15 protein-coding genes are annotated in these 19,499 nt (G+C 43.5%); 11 read left to right on the top strand and 4 right to left on the bottom strand.

Features of this window, described 5'->3' with window-relative positions:
- The first annotated feature begins 2 nt into the window (after nucleotides 1-2).
- Nucleotides 3-2,855: an excinuclease ABC subunit UvrA gene (gene uvrA, locus C5Q96_RS05570; protein WP_106057415.1), complete on the top strand. Its 2,853-nt coding sequence runs from the start codon at nucleotides 3-5 to the stop codon at nucleotides 2,853-2,855.
- 124 nt (nucleotides 2,856-2,979) lie between these two features.
- Here the strand turns inward: uvrA and C5Q96_RS05565 are convergent, their stop codons facing one another.
- Nucleotides 2,980-4,026: an SPFH domain-containing protein gene (locus tag C5Q96_RS05565; protein WP_170035498.1), complete on the bottom strand. Its 1,047-nt coding sequence runs from the start codon at nucleotides 4,024-4,026 to the stop codon at nucleotides 2,980-2,982.
- 389 nt (nucleotides 4,027-4,415) lie between these two features.
- On the opposite strand from C5Q96_RS05565, the gene C5Q96_RS05560 reads away from it, so the two are divergent.
- Both C5Q96_RS05560 and C5Q96_RS05555 read left to right on the top strand, forming a co-directional pair.
- A complete protein-coding gene (locus tag C5Q96_RS05560; protein WP_106057414.1) occupies nucleotides 4,416-5,813 on the top strand; it encodes an alanine/glycine:cation symporter family protein in 1,398 nt (465 codons plus the stop codon).
- Between the two features lie 326 nt (nucleotides 5,814-6,139).
- Nucleotides 6,140-7,141 (top strand): helix-turn-helix domain-containing protein, encoded by a 1,002-nt coding sequence (locus C5Q96_RS05555; protein WP_106057413.1) that lies wholly within the window; start codon nucleotides 6,140-6,142, stop codon nucleotides 7,139-7,141.
- A gap of 107 nt (nucleotides 7,142-7,248) precedes the next feature.
- Here the strand turns inward: C5Q96_RS05555 and brnQ are convergent, their stop codons facing one another.
- Nucleotides 7,249-8,607: a branched-chain amino acid transport system II carrier protein gene (gene brnQ, locus C5Q96_RS05550; protein ID WP_106057412.1), complete on the bottom strand. Its 1,359-nt coding sequence runs from the start codon at nucleotides 8,605-8,607 to the stop codon at nucleotides 7,249-7,251.
- Between the two features lie 434 nt (nucleotides 8,608-9,041).
- Here brnQ and C5Q96_RS05545 point away from each other — a divergent pair, with 434 nt between their 5' ends.
- Genes C5Q96_RS05545 through C5Q96_RS05525 form a run of 5 tightly spaced genes read left to right on the top strand, consistent with a single transcriptional unit; the run spans nucleotide 9,042 to nucleotide 15,236 of the window.
- Entirely contained in the window at nucleotides 9,042-9,785 is a 744-nt protein-coding gene (locus C5Q96_RS05545) for an energy-coupling factor transporter transmembrane component T (protein WP_245905550.1), read from the top strand.
- Complete coding sequence (locus C5Q96_RS05540) at nucleotides 9,782-11,191, top strand: ABC transporter ATP-binding protein (protein WP_106057410.1); 1,410 nt, start codon at nucleotides 9,782-9,784, stop codon at nucleotides 11,189-11,191. Before C5Q96_RS05545 ends, C5Q96_RS05540 begins: the two co-directional genes overlap by 4 nt.
- A complete protein-coding gene (locus tag C5Q96_RS05535) occupies nucleotides 11,184-11,774 on the top strand; it encodes an MptD family putative ECF transporter S component (RefSeq protein ID WP_106057409.1) in 591 nt (196 codons plus the stop codon). The genes C5Q96_RS05540 and C5Q96_RS05535 overlap by 8 nt, the downstream gene beginning before the upstream one ends.
- A gap of 1 nt (nucleotide 11,775) precedes the next feature.
- Complete coding sequence (locus tag C5Q96_RS05530; protein ID WP_106057408.1) at nucleotides 11,776-13,518, top strand: ABC transporter ATP-binding protein; 1,743 nt, start codon at nucleotides 11,776-11,778, stop codon at nucleotides 13,516-13,518.
- A complete protein-coding gene (locus C5Q96_RS05525; RefSeq protein WP_106057407.1) occupies nucleotides 13,518-15,236 on the top strand; it encodes an ABC transporter ATP-binding protein in 1,719 nt (572 codons plus the stop codon). Before C5Q96_RS05530 ends, C5Q96_RS05525 begins: the two co-directional genes overlap by 1 nt.
- Nucleotides 15,237-15,400: 164 nt before the next feature.
- On the opposite strand, the gene C5Q96_RS05520 is transcribed toward C5Q96_RS05525, so the two are convergent.
- Together C5Q96_RS05520 and C5Q96_RS05515 are read right to left on the bottom strand one after the other, a co-directional pair.
- The gene (locus tag C5Q96_RS05520) at nucleotides 15,401-16,846 is read right to left on the bottom strand and encodes a nicotinate phosphoribosyltransferase (protein ID WP_106057406.1); all 1,446 of its coding nucleotides are present in this window, start codon (nucleotides 16,844-16,846) and stop codon (nucleotides 15,401-15,403) included.
- Nucleotides 16,847-16,864: 18 nt separating this feature from the next.
- Entirely contained in the window at nucleotides 16,865-17,284 is a 420-nt protein-coding gene (locus C5Q96_RS05515; RefSeq protein ID WP_106057405.1) for a hypothetical protein, read from the bottom strand.
- A 160-nt stretch (nucleotides 17,285-17,444) separates the two neighbouring features.
- On the opposite strand from C5Q96_RS05515, the gene C5Q96_RS05510 reads away from it, so the two are divergent.
- Genes C5Q96_RS05510 through smpB form a run of 3 tightly spaced genes read left to right on the top strand, consistent with a single transcriptional unit; the run spans nucleotide 17,445 to nucleotide 19,462 of the window.
- A complete protein-coding gene (locus C5Q96_RS05510; protein ID WP_106057404.1) occupies nucleotides 17,445-18,455 on the top strand; it encodes an RluA family pseudouridine synthase in 1,011 nt (336 codons plus the stop codon).
- Complete coding sequence (lepB, locus tag C5Q96_RS05505; RefSeq protein WP_106057403.1) at nucleotides 18,448-18,972, top strand: signal peptidase I; 525 nt, start codon at nucleotides 18,448-18,450, stop codon at nucleotides 18,970-18,972. Before C5Q96_RS05510 ends, lepB begins: the two co-directional genes overlap by 8 nt.
- 22 nt (nucleotides 18,973-18,994) lie before the next feature.
- Nucleotides 18,995-19,462 carry an SsrA-binding protein SmpB gene (smpB, locus tag C5Q96_RS05500; protein WP_106057402.1) on the top strand — a complete coding sequence of 156 codons (468 nt, stop codon included), beginning with the start codon at nucleotides 18,995-18,997 and terminating at the stop codon, nucleotides 19,460-19,462.
- Nucleotides 19,463-19,499 lie beyond the last annotated feature (37 nt).

Below are 19,499 nucleotides of genomic sequence, written 5' to 3'. Positions count from 1 at the left end.
CTATGGAGAAAAACATAGTTATTAAAGGTGCAAAGGAGAATAATCTTAAAGGCGTAGATCTTACGATTCCTCGCGATAAGATGATTGTATTTACCGGGCTCTCGGGCTCTGGCAAATCTTCGCTTGCATTCGACACGATATATGCGGAGGGACAGAAGAAGTACGTGGAGTCACTTTCTTCGTATGCGAGACAGTTCCTCGGCCTCATGAAGAAGCCAGATGTGCAACTAATCGAGGGGCTTTCACCGGCGATTTCAATTGACCAGAAGACCACTAACAAGAATCCGAGGTCGACTGTCGGAACTGTTACGGAGATATACGACTACCTGAGACTCTTGTATGCAAGAGTCGGGATTCCTCACTGTCCAGTGTGCGGTAGGGAGATTTCCAGCCAGTCTGTAGACACTATTGTTGACCATATCATGGCTCATGATGAAGGTACCAGACTAACCATCATGGCACCGATTATAAAGGGCCGTAAAGGAGAGCATAAGAATGTAATCTCCCGTATCAAGAGGGATGGATTTATCAGAATCAGACTCGATGGCGAGATGGTTAGAGTCGATGAGCAGGAGGAATTTAACCTAAACAAGAATCTGAAACATACAATAGATATCGTTATCGATAGAATCGTACTAAGACCTGAAAATAGAAGCCGTATCGCTGAAGCGGTGGAACTCGCTGTACGAGAGGGTGAAGGTGCTACCAATGTTCTGTTTCAGTCTAAAGCTGAAGATGGCAAGACGAAGGACGCTGAGGAGACATTCAGCACTCAGCTTGCCTGCCCAGAGCACGGTGTGGGAATCGATGAGATGGAGCCTAGAATGTTTTCGTTCAACGCTCCATATGGATCTTGTGAGACGTGTACGGGTCTAGGGTTTACTTTAAAGATTGACGATGATAACGTCGTGACTGAACCAAGCAAGAGCATCTTAGATGGTGCGATGGGTCAGGTGTTCTCGACGATGGATGCGATGGGCTTCTACCGTCAGATGCTAAACCAGCTGGCAGTAGACCATAAGACAGACCTCAGTGTCCCTTACAAGGATCTGCCGATAGATTTTAAAAATGAGCTACTACATGGAACTGGTAGTCGCAAGCTCAAGTACACATATACCAGCAAGTCTGGTCGTGTATCTCATATGAATCATACTTTCGAAGGTGTTATTCCAAGTCTTGAGCGAAGATACGGCGAGACCAATTCAGACTATATAAAGGAAAAGATTGCTGGCATGATGACAGAGGCGATATGCCCGACTTGTCATGGTAAGAAACTGAAGGATACGGTGCTAGCCGTTACCGTTGGCGGAAAGAATATCATCGAGCTGACTGATCTATCGGTAGAGCAGGCGATTCTATTCTTTGAAAATCTTGAACTGACTCCAAGGGAGCAGCAGATATCGAGGCTCATCACCAAGGAAATTAGAGAGAGGCTGAGATTTCTAAAGCAGGTAGGGCTCGGGTACCTGACGCTGTCACGTGCCGCAGGCACGCTCTCGGGCGGGGAATCCCAGCGAATTAGGCTGGCTACACAGATAGGATCGGGGCTCGTCGGTGTGCTGTATATCCTGGACGAGCCTTCAATTGGACTCCACCAGCGCGATAACGACAAGCTGCTCGGAGCTCTAAGAAACTTGACCGATATGGGTAATACATTAGTCATTGTTGAGCACGATGAGGATACGATGTATGCGGCCGACCATATCGTGGATATCGGACCTGGAGCTGGAATCTACGGTGGAGAGCTGGTTGCTCAGGGAACTGTAGACGATATCAAGGTATGCAAGGAATCCATAACTGGACAGTTCCTATCCGGTGCGCGCAAGATCGAAGTTCCTAATACCAGAAGACTTGGGAACGGTAAATACCTCGAGATTATCGGAGCTAAGCAGAATAATCTTCGCAATATAGATGTTAAGATTCCAGCAGGCAAGCTCGTATGTGTAACTGGTGTATCTGGTTCTGGCAAGTCATCGCTTGTAAATGAAATCCTTTACAAAGGTGTAGCAAGTGTTACAAACAAATTGCAGGAAAAGCCTGGTGCGCATAAGGAGATACGTGGTGTTGAGAACTTCGATAAAGTTATAGATATTGACCAATCACCTATCGGACGCACGCCGAGATCAAACCCTGCGACTTACACGGGAATGTTCGACCCTATTAGAGACCTCTTTGCACAGATGCCAGAGGCTAAGATGAGAGGATATCAGAAGGGACGCTTCAGCTTCAATGTAAAGGGTGGAAGGTGTGAGGCCTGCCGCGGAGACGGTATCACCAAGGTAGAAATGCACTTTCTGCCAGATGTGTATGTACCGTGTGAGGTGTGCGGTGGTGCTAGATACAATCATGAGACACTAGAGGTAAAGTACAAAGGAAAGAATATCTCAGAAGTTCTCGAGATGAGTGTGACAGAGGCACTGCCGTTCTTTGAGAATCACAGGTCTATCGAGAAATATCTGCAGACGCTCGATGATGTAGGCCTCGGATATATCAAACTCGGACAGCCGTCGACTCAGCTATCTGGCGGTGAGGCACAGAGAATCAAGCTAGCGACGGAGCTATCCAAGAAGAGCACCGGCAAGACTCTATACATATTAGATGAGCCGACGACTGGACTTCACTTTGCAGATGTTGAGAAGCTGATGTACGTGCTCAATAGGTTGACTGATGAGGGCAACACCGTGGTGGTAATTGAGCATAATCTTGATGTAATCAAGTGTGCGGATCATATTATCGACCTAGGTCCAGAGGGCGGCAGCGGTGGTGGAACCATTGTGGCTACAGGAACACCTGAAGAGGTTGCTAAGTGCGAGAAGTCATTTACTGGACAGTATCTAAAAAAGATGCTTAGATAGAATAAAGAGCTAGTGAAAAAGGACGAAGACCGTATGCTTCGTCCTTTTATGTTGTGTGCTTAATGGCTTATAGCCCTAGAGAGCAATAAAAGTCTACAGGGTATGAGATACTAAGACTATAGAGCTATATAATATCCTCTCTTCTGTTTTCCAGATCAACCTGGATGCTTGCATTAGTTCCAGCTACTTCCTTGGTAACCTTGGAAGAGGTGTTCTTAAGGCAACTATCATTGTAGCTTCCTTTGCCAGGGATAGGTGACTTGTCAATCTCCGTGTAGTCTCCTATTCCTAGAGCTTCAGAAGCTACGCCGAGATTTGATACGATACTTGCTAAATCTGTAGGCATGAATATCTTGGTTGCACGACCATCTGCGATATCCCTCAGAGCCTCGAGCCCTTTTAGCTTCAGAACTCCCTCGTTGATATTAGCTTCCTTGAGCTTCTCAAGACCTTGAGCCTGCGCTTCGTATACGAGTCTGATTGATTCAGCTTCACCGGCAGCGAGAGCGATTCTAGCTTCTTTCTCAGCTTCGGCAGCGAGAACCTTTGCTTCCTTATCTCCCTCTGCACGAGATACTACAGATTCCTTGTGAGCCTGAGCTTCGAGTACAGTCTGACGTCTTTCTCTTTCTGCTCTCATCTGCTTTGTCATTACTTCTTCGATTTCTTCAGGTGGGATGATATTCTTTAGCTCTACTCGGTTGACCTTGAGTCCCCACGAATCCGTAGCTTTATCTAAAATTACCTCCATATCCTCGTTGATCTGCTCTCTTGAGGATAGGGTGGTGTCGAGCTCCATTCCGCCGATGATGCTTCTGAGTGAAGTTGCAGACAGGTTCTGTAGACCGGCGATTGGATTCTCCACTCCGTATGTATAAAGTTTAGGGTCAAATACCTTTGCAAATACAACTGAGTCCACACGAACAGATACGTTATCCTTCGTAATTACTGGTTGAGGAGGGAAATCCAAAACCTGCTCCTTGAGTGAAATCTTGTTGATTACGTTGTCAATGATAGGAACTTTAAAATGAAGACCTGCGCGCCATGTGCATAAATATTTGCCAAGCCTCTCAATAACGTATGCATGCTCTTGAGGAACTATTTTTATACAGGAAACGAACAAAAATAGTATAAGCAGAACTACTATTATAGAAATAATTGTAGTGATCATGGAAAACCTCCTTGTAGGTAATTGATTTAGCATCTAGTGATATTCTCTATTAACTTCATAATATGAGCATCATATAGAAAAGTCAATGCGAATAGAGTTTAAATTATGTAAGCAATTTATCCATTTTTGCACTAAAATAAATAGATAAAATAACCAATCGTAGGGTGGCGAAAATGGTGAAAATTGCTTACGGATTAACCGATTTTTAATATATTGACATTGTTATACATGACAATATCAATAAAAAATACTGATATTATCAATAAGATTGTTTAATTTCACAATGAAATCTTTATTATTTTATTAACTTTTACCAAAGACTATTGCAGAATAAACCTTGATGCTTTAGAATCAGAACATGTATTTTATATTACTATAAGGAGTTTTTTATGCTTAAAACGATTGTTTCTTACAACGACATGATTAATGCATTCATTTGGGGTGTGCCCTCGATGATCTGCATTATGGGAGTCGGAATTTGGCTGACGCTCAACACGCGTTTTATTCAGTTCAGAAAATTCGGATATACACTGAAGCACACTTTCGGTGCTATGTTCGATAAGAAGGAAGCTGGAGATGGAGCTCTTACTTCATTCCAGTCCGTATGTACCGCGCTGGCGGGAACCGTTGGAACTGGTAATATCGCGGGCGTCGCGGGAGCTATCGCTTTAGGCGGACCAGGAGCAGTTTTCTGGATGTGGCTTTCTGCACTTCTAGGCATGTGTACAAAGTTCGCGGAAGTTACGCTAGCGGTACATTTTAGAGAGCGTAATGACCATGGAGACTGGGTTGGCGGTCCTATGTATTACATAAAGAATGGTCTGAGCAAGAAATGGAGCTGGCTAGCTATACTATACTCGACATTCGGAGTACTTACGGTATTCGGTACAGGTAACGCAACTCAGGTTAACACTATTACGACAGCTATCGATTCAGCATTAACATCGACAGGTGCATTTAAGCACGGTCTTCCATCCGGGGTTAACCTCGGTATTGGCATAGCTATTACACTGCTTGTACTGGTTATTTTAATCGGAGGAATAAAGCGTATCGGGCGTGTAGCGGAGAAGCTAGTTCCATTCATGGCACTGTACTATATAATCTTTGGACTTCTAGTAGTTATTCTGAATTACAAGAATGTTCCAGGCGTTTTCAGAGATATATTTGAAGGCGCATTTGCTCCAAGGGCTATAACAGGCGGTGTTGTAGGCTCTATGTTTATAGCTATGAGGAGAGGTGTTTCGAGAGGTATATTCTCAAATGAAGCAGGTCTTGGTACTGGTTCAATCGCTCACTCTTCGGCTGAAGTGGATCACCCTGTGCAGCAGGGATTATGGGGAATCTTCGAGGTATTTGCAGATACGATTGTAATCTGCACGATTACGGCCCTCGTAATTCTCTGCAGTGGTGTGAAGATCAATTACGGTAAGACAGCAGGTGCCGAGCTCACCATCTCGGGGTTCACAGCTACATTCGGAGGCTGGGTTTCGGTAATGCTAGCCGTAGCACTTTGCTGCTTTGCCTTCTCGACAATATTAGGTTGGGGATTATACGGGTCTAGATGTATCGAATTCTTGTTAGGAAAAGGTGCCATTAAGCCATTTGTTGTTGCTTATTCGCTAGTTGCAATTGTCGGAGCAACGATGGACCTCGGACTGATTTGGAACATCGCCGACACGTTTAACGGACTGATGGTAATTCCAAACTTAATCGCAGTCCTACTCTTATCAGGTACGGTCATCAGGCTTACAAAGGACTATTTCAGTAAAGAAAAGTCTGCTAAATAGATTTGATTTTACAAGTACATAAGAACATTATAAAGACTCTCGTCCGAAAGGACGAGAGTCTTTGTCATATAACGAAATCTCTCAAAAATACGGATTTTAGTGTATAATACAGTGAAGTAACCGCTGGTTGCAACCGTGAGTTGACAAATTTCCAAGCATAGTTGGTGGTGAAGGTTATATCGCTACCATAAAATTAGACCATAGAACGCAGCGCTCTATGAAATGAAAATTAAAAACGAGAAAGAAACTCGAAAGAAGTTCTAATGGATTTGGAAATTTAAAGGCTTCATATCTACAATATAGTATGGAGTCAATAGGAGGGTGTTATGATAATTTCAGAAAAGATAATGAGCCTACGCAAGCAGTATGGTTGGAGCCAAGAAGAGCTGGCTGATCTAGTAGGTGTATCGAGGCAGTCCGTATCTAAATGGGAATTTGCAGCCTCGATGCCAGATATACAGAAGATAATCAAGTTGAGCGAAGTGTTCGGAGTGTCGGTAGACTATCTGCTTAAGGATGAGATGGATTTGCCCGAAAGCTCAAAAGTCGCGAGCACTACAGATATAGGAGCAGATAATGACAATCACATTAGGACTGTATCGCTTGAAGAAGCCAATGATTATATGGCTGATACAGAAAAGCATGCGGCAAGAATTGCCGGTGCTGTGTCGCTGTTTATTCTATCTCCGGTACCAAACCTCATAGTTGAAGCGATGGGAAGAGCAAATGATGGCGATATACTTGAGCGTCTATCTATAGCTTTTTTATGCTTGATGATCGGTGCAGGAGTTGCACTATGCGTGTTATCTGGCTTCAGTATGTCGAAATATGAATATCTGTCAAAAGAACACATAAAGCTTGGATACGGAGTTGAGGCGGCTGTTAAGCGCAAATATGAGCCGTTTAAGCAGTTTATGGGACAGCGAATAGCAGGAGGCGTATTCCTTTGTATCGTCGGAGCTCTACCAAGTATTCTCTTTGATGATAGCGATAAATATGCTTCTGGGCTAGCGAAAATTTCTGCACCGATTATGCTGGTTCTGGTTGCAGCTGCAGTATATATGTTCGTAAAAGTGGGAATAATAAGCAGTGGCTATAGTAAGCTTTTCCAAGAAGGTGATTATACACCGGAGCACAAGCGTGTTGAGCAGAAGATGGAGCCATTTGCTGGCATTTACTGGATTGCTGTAGCATTCATATACCTAATACCAGGATTTTTGCTAGGTTATTGGAACAAGACATGGGTTATATGGCCAGTTGCAGGAGTGATTTACGGAATTATCTATAAGCTATATGAGATGCATCTAAAGAGAAAGTGCGATAAGTAACCCTCTGGCAACAAAACAATTAGTTAAGTGAACTATATATAAAAACTCCCTTTGAAGGATAACCTCAAAGGGAGTTTTGTTTTACTGTTATGTTAATGCGAATTAGATTAAGCTGCTGCCTGACCCTTATCTGACTTAAGCGCATATAGCACAAGTCCTACTACGAATCCAACTACTGCAGGTACAACCCAGTCCATTCCGATATCAGACAGTGGTAGGAAACCACCAACTGACTTTATGAATCCTTCTAGGTGAAGTGCTGAAACGGTTGCTGGAGGTAAACTCTTTATACCGTCAAATAAAGCAGGTACCATAGTGAATCCGATAGACCATCTGTAAACTGTTGAATGATAGTTGAACAGTCCACCGATGAGGCTGACTAGTATGATAACGATAGTTAGCGGATATAAGAACATCAGTACTGGTACCGAGTAAGCGATTATCTTAACTAGTCCAAAGTTTGCAAATGTGAACGAGATGAGTGTGAATACTACCGCCCAAGCCTTGTACGAAAGCTTGTTAGGGAACATCTCGCCAAATGTCTCTGCGCATGCAGTTACAAGTCCGATAGCGGTCTTTAGACAAGCAAGTGTGATCATTAGAGCTAGGAATACTCCGCCTACACCGCCAAAGTAGTGGCTAGCGAGCTTGTTGAGAAGTGTTCCGCCATCTGGCTGCACTTCGAAGATACCTCTTGACTGAGCTCCTGCAACAACTAGAGCGAGGTATATAACAGCCATAAGCACTGCACATCCAACGCCAGCAAGAGCAGTGGATTTAGCTATGTTCTTAGGCTCTTTTACACCGAGGTTTCTAACTGCATTGATTATGATGATTCCAAATGCGAGTGATGCAAGAGCATCCATTGTGTTATATCCTTCGAGGAATCCTCTGAAGAATGGGTGAGCAACGTACTCTCCTGTTGGAGCAGAGCTTGAAACAGAACCCATCGGCTTAACGAAGCACATAACAACTAGAACCGCAAGGAATGCGAGGAATAGCGGATTGATGATCTTACCAACGTTAGTAAGGATGTTCGACGGTCTTAGCGCGAAGAACAGCACTGCTGCGAAGAAGCACAGGGAGAAAACTCCAAGTACAACTGGAGAATCCTTGCCGACAGCAGGAACTACTCCGACAGAGTAAGGTACAGTTGCGGTTCTAGGAAGCGCGAAGAACGGTCCTATAGTAAGGTATAGTAGACACGTAAAGAACAAGCTGTACGGTCTCGACACCTTGCATCCTAGGTCATAGAGACCCTCACTACGTGATAAGGAAATCGCAATAATACCGAGCAATGGCAAACCTACTCCCGTAATGATGAACCCGAAAGTTGCCGCTGCTGTGTGACTGCCTGCCATCTGTCCCATGAGTGCTGGGAATATCAGATTACCTGCTCCGAAGAATAGTCCGAAGAGGAGTGAGGCTAGAACTACATATTCCTTCATAGTGAATTTCTTATCCATTTTTTGTCCCCTTTTTCAAATAATTTGTATAAATTTAATAAAGAGCATAGCATGTTTTATTAAAAATCACAACATATTTTTGGTATTTTTAAAATTTAAACAATACAAAATATAGTTAAAAAAGCTCAGATGTATTGAAAATTAAACGTTTATAGAGAGTGTACAAATTTTCGAAATTAGCTAGCAAACAATTAAACGACATAAGATAGATTGATATCGTTTGATTATAAATCTAAATGGTAAACTTAATTCGAATAATATTGCATTATTATCCGAACAAGAATATACTTATACTGTAGTTAGTTTCGTCTAACTTGATGCAAATCAAAACTCGTGCATGTTACTTTTGTTTCAGTACCAACATGCATTTAAGTTAGAATATACTAACTTAATTTCTACAGTATTCTTTCCTACTATATATAGAGAGAATATTAATGTTTCAGGAGATAATGATGGCTGAGCTTACTTTATCAGAACAGGTGAATAATGAGGATGTGAGACATCTTAACCGAAGAAAGATTAATCCGCTTACATTAATTATCATCAATGCGGTTCTTCCAGTCGTAACTATGTTCTTCCCCACTGATAAAAGCATAATCATCGGACTATGTCTAGGGTATACGGCGTTACTCATCGCTCGCAGATATAAGACTGCTCTTAAGACTCTTATATGGGTATCTTTAGGGATAATATTTATCCTTTTAAATAGCTTCTATATTAAGAGTAGCGTCTTGGGAATGATGATCAATATGACAGTCTACTTTACGCCGTGCATACTAATCGCAGTGTTGATAGTCACAGATTATAATTCGTCAGAAATACTGTCTGCTCTACAGAGGCTACATCTGCCAAAGATATTTATAATCGGACTCACCATCACTATCAGATACATCCCGACATTTAGAAGAGAGTTTCGCATAATAAAGCAGGCTATGCACATCAGGGGTGTCGAGTTTTCAATGAAGCACCCACTAAGAACCTTCGAGTACTTGCTCGTACCACAGCTTTTTAGATGCGTGAGCTTAAGCGCAGAGCTGACAGCAGCAGGACTCACGAAAGGGATTGCAACAAAAGAGAAGAGGACGAGCTATTTTGATAATCGGTTTCATGGAGTGGATTACGTGATGTTTGCAATCGGAGGAGCAGGAATGGTCTTAATCATCGGGGGTTTAATATGAAGGATGTCATGGAGGCGAGAAATCTGACATTCGCTTATGAAGGTGAGCATACTCCCGTACTTAAAGATGTTAACTTTTCAATTGCAGAAGGCAGTATAGTTTTTATATCCGGACTTAGTGGCTCTGGAAAATCTACACTCCTTAATGTAATAAACGGCCTGATCCCAGAGGTTATAGATGGGAAGCTGAGCGGAGAACTGTTTATAGGTGGGAAAAGTAAGGTCACGATGACCGAGCGAAGCATGCTTATCGGAAATGTATTTCAAAATCCGAGAAGTCAGTTCTTTACAACCAATACAACTGCGGAGCTCGTATTTGCGATGGAGAATTTCGGCGTATCGAAGCCGGAGATGGAGATGCGCCTTAAAGCCTTGATTAAGAAGTATAAGCTAGAGCACCTTCTCGATAGAGATATCTATGAACTATCTTCAGGAGAAAGGCAGATGCTCGCGCTGATGTCAGCTCTGATTATGAATCCTAGTATAGTGATATTCGATGAACCGTCTGCAAATCTCGACTACGGAAACGCTATGAGGTTAAGAAGGCAGATTGAAGAACTGAAGAGCGAGGGGATTACCGTGCTAGTAGCGGACCATCGATGTTTCTATCTGCGTGGGCTTATAGACAAGGTGCTGCTTCTTAACGATAATACGGTAACGGAGTATGAAAGTGAAGAGGCTTACTTCAGTAGTGATTACGCGGCGAGAACTGTAAATCTCTTTGACGAGAAATATGAAAGTAGACTAATCGCAAGGGCAGGTCCTGTAGATGTAAGAATAGAGAACGTTTCTTACAAGGGAATCCTGCAAGGGGTGAGTGCTGAGTTTAGGCGTGGTGAAATCTCAACCATCATAGGGGTAAATGGTGCAGGTAAGACCACACTGGCGAGACTCATCTCTGGCGTTATCAACCCAGATAGCGGTAGCGTAGAGATTGAAGGTCAGGCTCTGTATATAATGCAGGATGCAGATTATCAGCTGTTTGGAGCATCTTGCATAAAGGAGCTTGAGATCAGCAGCATGGATGAAGAACTCAATGCTGAAGCCTTGAAGGCCCTAAATCTATATGAATTTAGAGACACTCATCCACACAGCCTTAGCGGTGGTCAGAAGCAGCGGTTACAGATGGCGATAAGCAGGGTGAGTCAGAACAAGGTAATAATACTGGACGAACCGACTAGCGGACTCGACAAAAGGTCGATGCATCGTGTTGTAGATCAACTTGAATCTATGAAGCGAAACCACACTATCATAATCATCTCTCATGATTATGAGTTTATAAGGAACGTTGCAGATAGAATTTTCTATCTCGAGGATGGACGTATAAGGGGAACTTTTTATTTGGACGAGGACAACGTAAGCCAGTTAAATAAAACTTTTGAAGAAATGGAGGCTTTTTATGAATAACAAGCTTAAGACTAAGGATTTTATACTCATTGCGCTGCTTACAGCTGTGTACATGATTATCTACATGGTATCGATGCTCGTAATCACCCCGCTTGGAGCACTAGGACACTCGGTAAGCCCGGGGATATGCGCTATTTTCTCTGGAACCGTCATATATTTTATGGCAAAGAAGCTCGGTAAGATGTGGCAGTACACGATTATGACGGTGCTCGTTATGGCGTGCTTTACGCTTATGGGTGGCGGTTATATACCGTGGTATATAACATCAATTGGTATGGCTATAATTGCCGATTTTATCGCTTCAAGGAAAGGCAAAGAGGTTAGTACTTGTAGGGTTGCTATCGCATCTGGAGTTCTGCACGTAGGACAGGCTTGGGGTGCAATTATTCCTGCAAGCTTCTTTGTCAGCAGATACAAAAGCTATTGGATGCAGAAAGGGCAAACTGAAGCTGAGATGAACAACTACATCAAGTATACCGCAGGCACGTGGGGCGTGATATCGACAGCTATTGTATTCGTAATGGCGGTGATCGGTGCTTACCTTGGATATCTAATACTCAGAAAGCACTTCAAGGAGGCATAGAATGGGTGTATTTAAAAAACTATTTAGCTATGCGGAAGACCGTAAGGGATGCATGGTAGCGGCGATGCTATTATCTGCCGTAGCGACGATTCTGTCGTTCGTTCCGTATTATTTTCTGTGGAAAATGCTTCATGAGATAACAGGGGATGCAGACTACTCGAGGATTAGCAAGCTGTCGTATCTGATATTTGGAACGACAATTATATACATGTTCACGTATATCGCAGCACTCATGTGTAGCCATCTATTTGCTTTCAGACTGGAAACGAACATGAAGAAGAAGGGGCTAAATGCTCTTCTCGACGGATCGTTTTCGTTCTTCGACATGAATTCATCTGGAAAGACTAGAAAAATTATAGATGACAATTCAGGAAATACGCACACAATAGTAGCGCATATACTGCCTGATTCCGTAAATGCAGTGCTGTTCCCGATATGCCTGTTGGTACTCTCGTTCATGGTGAGTAAGTACGTAGGTATCCTGATTGTTGCGGCGGTAATTGCGGCGAGCATCTGTTTTAAATTCATGTATTCTGATTCAGATATGATGAAAGAGTACATGGGAGCACTAGACGACATTAACTCGGAAACGGTCGAGTATGTGCGAGGGATACAGGTGATCAAGATATTTAATATGGTGGTTGAATCATTTGAGCGTCTGTACAAGTCAATTATTAGATACTCTGAGGTTGTTAACAAGGAGTGCCAGATGTGTAGAAGACCATACGTTATATTTCAGGTGTGTATGCTTTCTCTATCAGCACTAATTGTACCGGTTGCATATATCGCGATGCCAAAATCACCACAAGCTAGTGAGACAATCAGCCTGGTGGTGTTCTTCGCAGCTTTTTCGGGGCTTCTGATGAGTGCGTTTATGAAGGTCATGTTTTTCAGTAAGAATTTTGAGATGGCTAACGATGCGATCAGCAAGCTGGAGTCACTATTTGATCAGATGGATAAGAACAAGTTAGCTCATGGGGATGTCGCTGAAATGGCAAGTCATGATATAGAATTTGCAGGGGTGACATTTAGATATGAAGAGGGGGTAGATGTTCTAACAGACTTCAGTCTTAGACTTGAGAGCGGTAAGAAATATGCCCTTGTGGGATCATCGGGCAGTGGAAAATCCACTATTGCCAAGCTAATCTCTGGATTTTACCCAGTATCGAGTGGGGAACTAAAAATCGGTGGAGTGGATATTTCAAAATATAAAAGGGAGACGCTAGAGCATGAAATTGCCTTCGTGTTCCAAAACGCCAAGCTATTTAAAACCAGCATCTATGAAAATGTAAAAATTGGAAGACCCGATGCATCGCGCGAAGAAGTCGTAAAAGCGCTTGACCTTGCGATGTGCGGAAGTATTCTCGATAAGTTTGAAACGCGCGAGGATACGATAATAGGAGCAAAAGGCGTTCACCTATCTGGCGGTGAGACACAGAGAATAGCAATAGCAAGGGCAATCCTCAAAGATGCTCCGATAATAATCCTCGATGAGGCGAGTGCTGCCAGCGACCCGGAAAATGAGTATGAGATGCAGCAGGCCTTTTCGAAGTTAATGGAAGGCAAGACAGTAATCATGATAGCGCACAGGCTTTCAAGTATCAGGAATGTAGATGAGATACTGGTTGTAGAGGACGGAAAAGTCACTGAACGTGGTTCCCATGATGAACTTATCGCAAAGGATAGCAAGTACAAGAATCTGCAGAATCTATACAACCAGGCTAACGAATGGAGGCTATCATAATGAAACGAAAATTACAGAGACATTTTTCGCTTACAGACAAAGGGATTGACAACATGATGAGGGCATCGGTTTCATCGTTTTTCAAGTATGTGACCTTTATGCTTCCACCTATGATTGTGTTCATTTTTCTGAATGATATGATAAATAGCAACCTAAAACCAATAGCGCACTATATCGGGATCATAGTTATCATAGCTATCCTTATGTACCTTGCAACAGCTAGGGAATACAAGCTCACTTACGATGTCACTTACGAAGAGAGCGTAAATCTCCGAATCGAGCTCGCGAAGAAAATCAAGGAGCTGCCGCTCTCGTACTTCTCGACACATAACTTGTCCGATCTCTCGCAGACGATTATGATGGATGTAAGCAATATAGAGATGGCTATATCCCATGCTGTGCCGGAATTTATAGGATTCGTGGTGTTCTTTGCGATTATAAGCATCATGATGTGTATCGGGAATCTTGCTTTAGGGCTTGCAGTGGTCATGCCTATCTGGATGGGGATAGCGCTTATGTTTGTATTCAAGAATTTCCAGACCAGGAAAGTCAAGGTGTATTACAAGCAGCTTCTCGACAATGCCAATGCGTTCCAAGATGCATTCGAAATGCAGCAGGAAATTAAGAGCTATTCCATGCAGGATGAAGTGAGACGCGATGTAACTTCTAAGATAGAAAGCACTGAGAAAATACATACTGCCGCAGAATTTACAATGGCAATAAGTGCTACAGTTTTGCGTGTAGTTCCACTGCTTGGACCAGTGCTAGTAGCTGTAATCGGCGCAACTCTTTATGCAAAAGGTTCTGTAAGCCTTCTGTACTACGTGGGATATCTCATGGCAGTAACCACCATATCTCATCAATATGCGTCACTCTCCGAGTTCATCGCAGCGATATTTTTCTTTGAGGATAGCTATGACAGGATTCGAGATCTCATGGATGAGGAAGTGCAGCCTGGTATAGATAAGGAAGTGCAGAAGTTTGACATCTGCTTTAATGACGTAGAATTTCAATATGGTGATAATAAGGTTATAAATGGGGTTAGCTTTACAGCAAATCAGAATGCTGTTACGGCTATAGTAGGTCCTTCAGGGTGCGGTAAGACTACCGTGCTTAGGTTGCTCTCACGTCTATATGATTACGATAAAGGCGAAGTCACTGTCGGCGGAGAGGATATAAAATCTATAAGTACAGCATCGCTGTTCAGCAAGATATCTATCGTATTTCAGAACGTAGAGCTCTTTAATACGAGCGTAATGGAGAATATCAGGCTAGGGCGTAAGGATGCTACTGATGAAGAGGTTTTTGCAGCTGCGAAGCTCGCTAATGTCGATGAGATAGTAGCGAAAATGCCAGATGGTTACGAAACCCAGATTGGCGAAAACGGATCCAAACTCTCGGGTGGGGAGAGGCAGCGTATATCTATAGCGAGGGCATTTCTGAAGGATGCGCCGATAATACTTCTCGATGAGATATCAGCGTCGCTCGATGTCGAAAATGAGATGGAGATTCAAAATAGCATCAACAAATTAATCGAAAACAAGACTGTAATAATCGTATCTCACAGGATGAAATCGATTGAGAAGGCTGACAAGATTGTGGTCATGGATAACGGCAAAGTTGTTAGTGCTGGAAAGCACGAGGAGCTTATTAAGAGCTCGAAACTCTATGGTGATATGGTTAGAAAATCACAGTTAACCGAGGAGTACATCTATTAGATAATATCGCTTCTCAGAATCAGTAATAGATTTAGCATATGCTTTTTAATATTCTCTAGAAATGCATATGACAAAGTTAATACAGACTCAACTAAAAAGAGGCTGAACCAGCTAATTAAGCTAAGGTCCAGCCTCTTCAAATTTTTAATTATGCAGCCTAGAAGCTACTTGTCTGCAGGAAGCTCGTTGTATTTACTGAGTAGCTCATGCTTCATGTTCCACAGCTTCTTGGATAGGTCAACGTAGTATGTCTGAGGATTTTCAAATCTAAGCATCTCGCTCCATAGAGTCTCAATCTGCTCCATGCAATATGAACGTATGCTCTCGAGGTCTGGGGACTCGTATACGCACTCACCCTTGTCGAAAACCTTTACCATCAGCTCCTTAACCGTGAAGTTTGTCAGCCTCTTGCGCTTCCAGATAGCATTAGGGTCAAATATCTCAACGCCATCTCTCGTTGGAGCCTCTTCATCGTGGAGCGCGATGAGGTCGCCCATGACCTTGCCAGTCTCGTTGTCGAAAAACCTGTAGACTTTCTTGAAACCTGGGTTTGTAATCTTCTCTACGTTCTCTGATATCTTCATCTTAGGAATCATCACGCCGTTACGCTCTATGGCAGCGAGCTTGTACACTCCGCCAAATACAGGTTCAGACTTAGCCGTGATTAGGCGCTCACCAACACCAAATGAGTTAACCTTAGCCCCCTCGAGGATGATATCTCTGATTAGCCACTCGTCAAGAGAATTGGAAACTACTATAGCACAGTCCTCGAGACCGTTAGCATCGAGTATCTCCCTAGTCTTCTTGGTGAGGTAGGAGATATCGCCGCTGTCGATTCTAACGCCCATCTTGGCAGGCTTCATCTCTTTAAATACCTTGATGGCATTAGGAAGCCCTGACTTCAAAACGTTGTATGTATCTATCAGCAGAACTGCGTTGTCAGGATAGATTCTCGCATATTCCTTAAATGCTTCGTATTCGCTGTCAAATGTCTGCACCCAGCTATGTGCCATAGTTCCGAGCGCCGCCACGCCGTAGTCTCTATCAGCAATCGCACACGCAGTGCCTGCGCAGCCGCCTATATAAGCAGCTCTCGCTCCGTATATAGCACCAGATGCGCCCTGTGCTCTTCTAGAACCAAATTCCATGACAGGTCTACCCTGAGCCGCCCTTACGACTCTGCTTGCCTTGGTGGCAACTAGACTCTGATGGTTGATAGTTAGAAGTATAAATGTCTCAACAAACTGCGCCTGAATCAGCGGACCAGTCACCGTGATAATCGGTTCGTGAGGGAATATCGGAGTACCCTCGGGAACAGCCCATACATCACAAGTGAATTTGAAGTCGCGCAGGTAGTCTAGAAACTCTTCGCTAAAAATCCCCTTTGAACGTAGATACTCAATATCTTCTTCTGTGAAATGCAGATTCTTGAGATACTCGATGACCTGCTCGAGTCCCGCCATAATCGCATATCCGCCCTGATCAGGAACTCTGCGGAAGAACATGTCGAAGCAAGCCTCGTAGTCGCGAACATCAGAATGGAAATAGCCGTTAGCCATAGTGATTTCGTAGAAATCAGTCAGCATCGTTAGATTGTAATTATCAAGCATTGATTCTCTCCTATATTATTAGCCTACCAAGTCTGAAATTACAGACTCGACAGACGCCCCTTTCTTAAATGAATAAGTACCCGCATCGATGTCTGACACATCGTGTCCCTGCGCCTTCACATCCGCAGCAAATTGCTTATAATCCGCGAAAAGATTCTTGTCGATAAGATCGGATACATCAGCCTCGCCGCCACCGTTTATAGTAACACTCACGTCCTTCTTGAGAGCACCGTTCTTAAACGCACTTCCATACTTGAGAGTGGAAGCGGAGTTCAGGGTTTCCTCGGACTGCTTGCGGCTTGACTGGCTTGCAAGAACCTGTGGGTATTTCATAATTACATTGAAGCGCCACACTATAACTCCTGCTGCCATCATGACGATTACAAGTGCAATTATAATGTCATTGGTGTTATGAAATAGATCCTTAAAATTCTTCATTCTAAATTCTCCTTCATGCTGCGCCACCAGACGCAACTTTACAGAAAATTATACATTTTTTTGCTAACGATTGCAAACAATAGAAGAGGTGCGACACCTTGTTAATAAGCCGTTTGCATGGTACAATATACGGTACGATTTAGATAGAAAGCAGATATAAATGAAGCAATTTGAGATAAATTCCAACGACGCGGGTAGACGCCTCGACAAATTCATGCGCAGATACCTTCCGAAGGCAACTCTGAGCACCATTTACAAGATCATTCGAAAGGATGTAAAGGTTAATGGTAAGCGCGAGGGCAATAATTATATGCTCGCTGAGGGAGATGTTCTTACGTTGTATATCAGCGATGGACTTATTGAAGAGTGGAGTGCCGCAACTAGGAATGATAATAGACCTAAGGTGCGACGCAATTTCAAAATTGTATACGAAGATGAGGATATCTTAGTTGCCGACAAGCCGTTTGGGCTACTGACTCACGGGGACCAAAGAGAGAAGAAGAATCATTTGGCTAACCAAGTTAAGGATTACCTTATAGAGACGGGAGCTTACAATCCTAGGGAGAAGGTGTTTACACCAGCCCCAGCAAATCGCCTCGACCGAAACACCACAGGTGCGGTGCTGTTCGGCAAGAATAGCGCTTCGCTGAAAGCCCTAGGTGAGATGATTCGTGAGGATAAGGTCGACAAGTTCTATATGACCATCGTGTATGGGCATCTCGAAAAGGAAATCGACATAAAAGGCAGGCTTATCAAGGATCAGAACACCAATACCGTAAAGATTCTGGATGCAGGTGACAGCAGAGGTCGAGAGATAGAGACTATCGCAAGACCTGTGCGCAAGATAGGCGATTTTACGCTCGTTGAGATCAGGCTCGTGACAGGAAGGACTCACCAGATTAGAGCGCATATGGCGTCGGTCGGACATCCTGTAATAGGGGACGTAAAGTACGCTAGAGGTAGAGCTGCTGATGTGAATCGTAGGCTGAAGCAGAGATTCGGTCTCAGCACGCAGCTTCTACACAGCTGCCGGACAACCTTCAAGGAGGGCGTAGGTCCTCTGGAGAGACTCACAGGGCAGTCGATAAAGGTGGATTTGCCAGAGGAATTTGAGAGAATAATAAACGGACTAGAGCTAGTGGCGAGAAGGAAGGGTGCTAACAATGAGTGATTTTGTAAAGAGTTTAATCAAGGATATCATCGGTGCGGCTATACTCACGGCAGTAGTTATATCGTTCGTCAGACCGACAATAGTTAAGCAGACCTCAATGCAGGATACACTTAATCCAAATGATTATATCATCATGTATAGGAGGGCCTACTCAGGTGACAAGGAGCCAAAGCGCGGTGACATCGTCATCTTTAAGTCTGAGCTGCAGGATGAGAATGGCAAGAATAAGCTCCTGATTAAACGTGTAATTGGACTCCCTGGCGACAAGATAACTATCAATGATGGTAAGGTATATATAAACGACAAGGAATACGATGAAAGTTACCTCAAGGACGGATATACAACAGGTTCTGTGAATAACTTCAAGGTGCCAAAAGGCGAGTATTTCGTAATGGGTGATAACAGAGTAGTCAGCATCGACAGCAGATATAGCGAGGTTGGCTGCATCAAGAAGGATGCAATTAAGGGACGGGCAGTTTTGAGACTGTTCCCATTTACCAAGATAAAGAAACTATAATAAAAAACTATAAGAGGAAGGCATGGCAAGAAGCAGGAAGGTAGTAGCTAATAATAAAAAGGCAAGGCATGATTACTTTGTCGAGGAGACCTACGAGGCGGGTATTGCGCTCACGGGAACCGAGATTAAGTCTGTTCGTGCTGGGCGCGTTAGCATCAAGGAGAGCTATGCGCACATCTATAACGGCGAAATCACCATCCTGGGCATGCACATCTCACCGTATGAGCAAGGCAACCGCTTCAACGTAGAGCCTCTTCGCGAACGCAAGCTGCTGATGCATAAGCGGGAGATTTTCAAGCTGGCAGGCCAGATTAAGACAGACGGTCTGACACTCATTCCTCTCAATGTATATATAAATGAAGCAGGTTACTGCAAAGTAGAGATCGGTCTCTGCCGAGGTAAGAAGAATTACGACAAACGTGAGTCTATCGCCAAGAAGGAGGCTACTCGCAAGATGGATAGGGCTATCAAGGATAGCCTTCGCAAGTAGCAGGATTATGGTTATAGCAAAATGCTGATCTAAAATC

The organism is Mogibacterium diversum, from assembly GCF_002998925.1.
In the GTDB taxonomy this organism is placed as follows: Bacteria; Bacillota; Clostridia; order Peptostreptococcales; family Anaerovoracaceae; genus Mogibacterium; species Mogibacterium diversum.
Note: the sequence above shows the minus strand (reverse complement) of the source record. Positions and strands in the feature narration are given on the sequence as shown.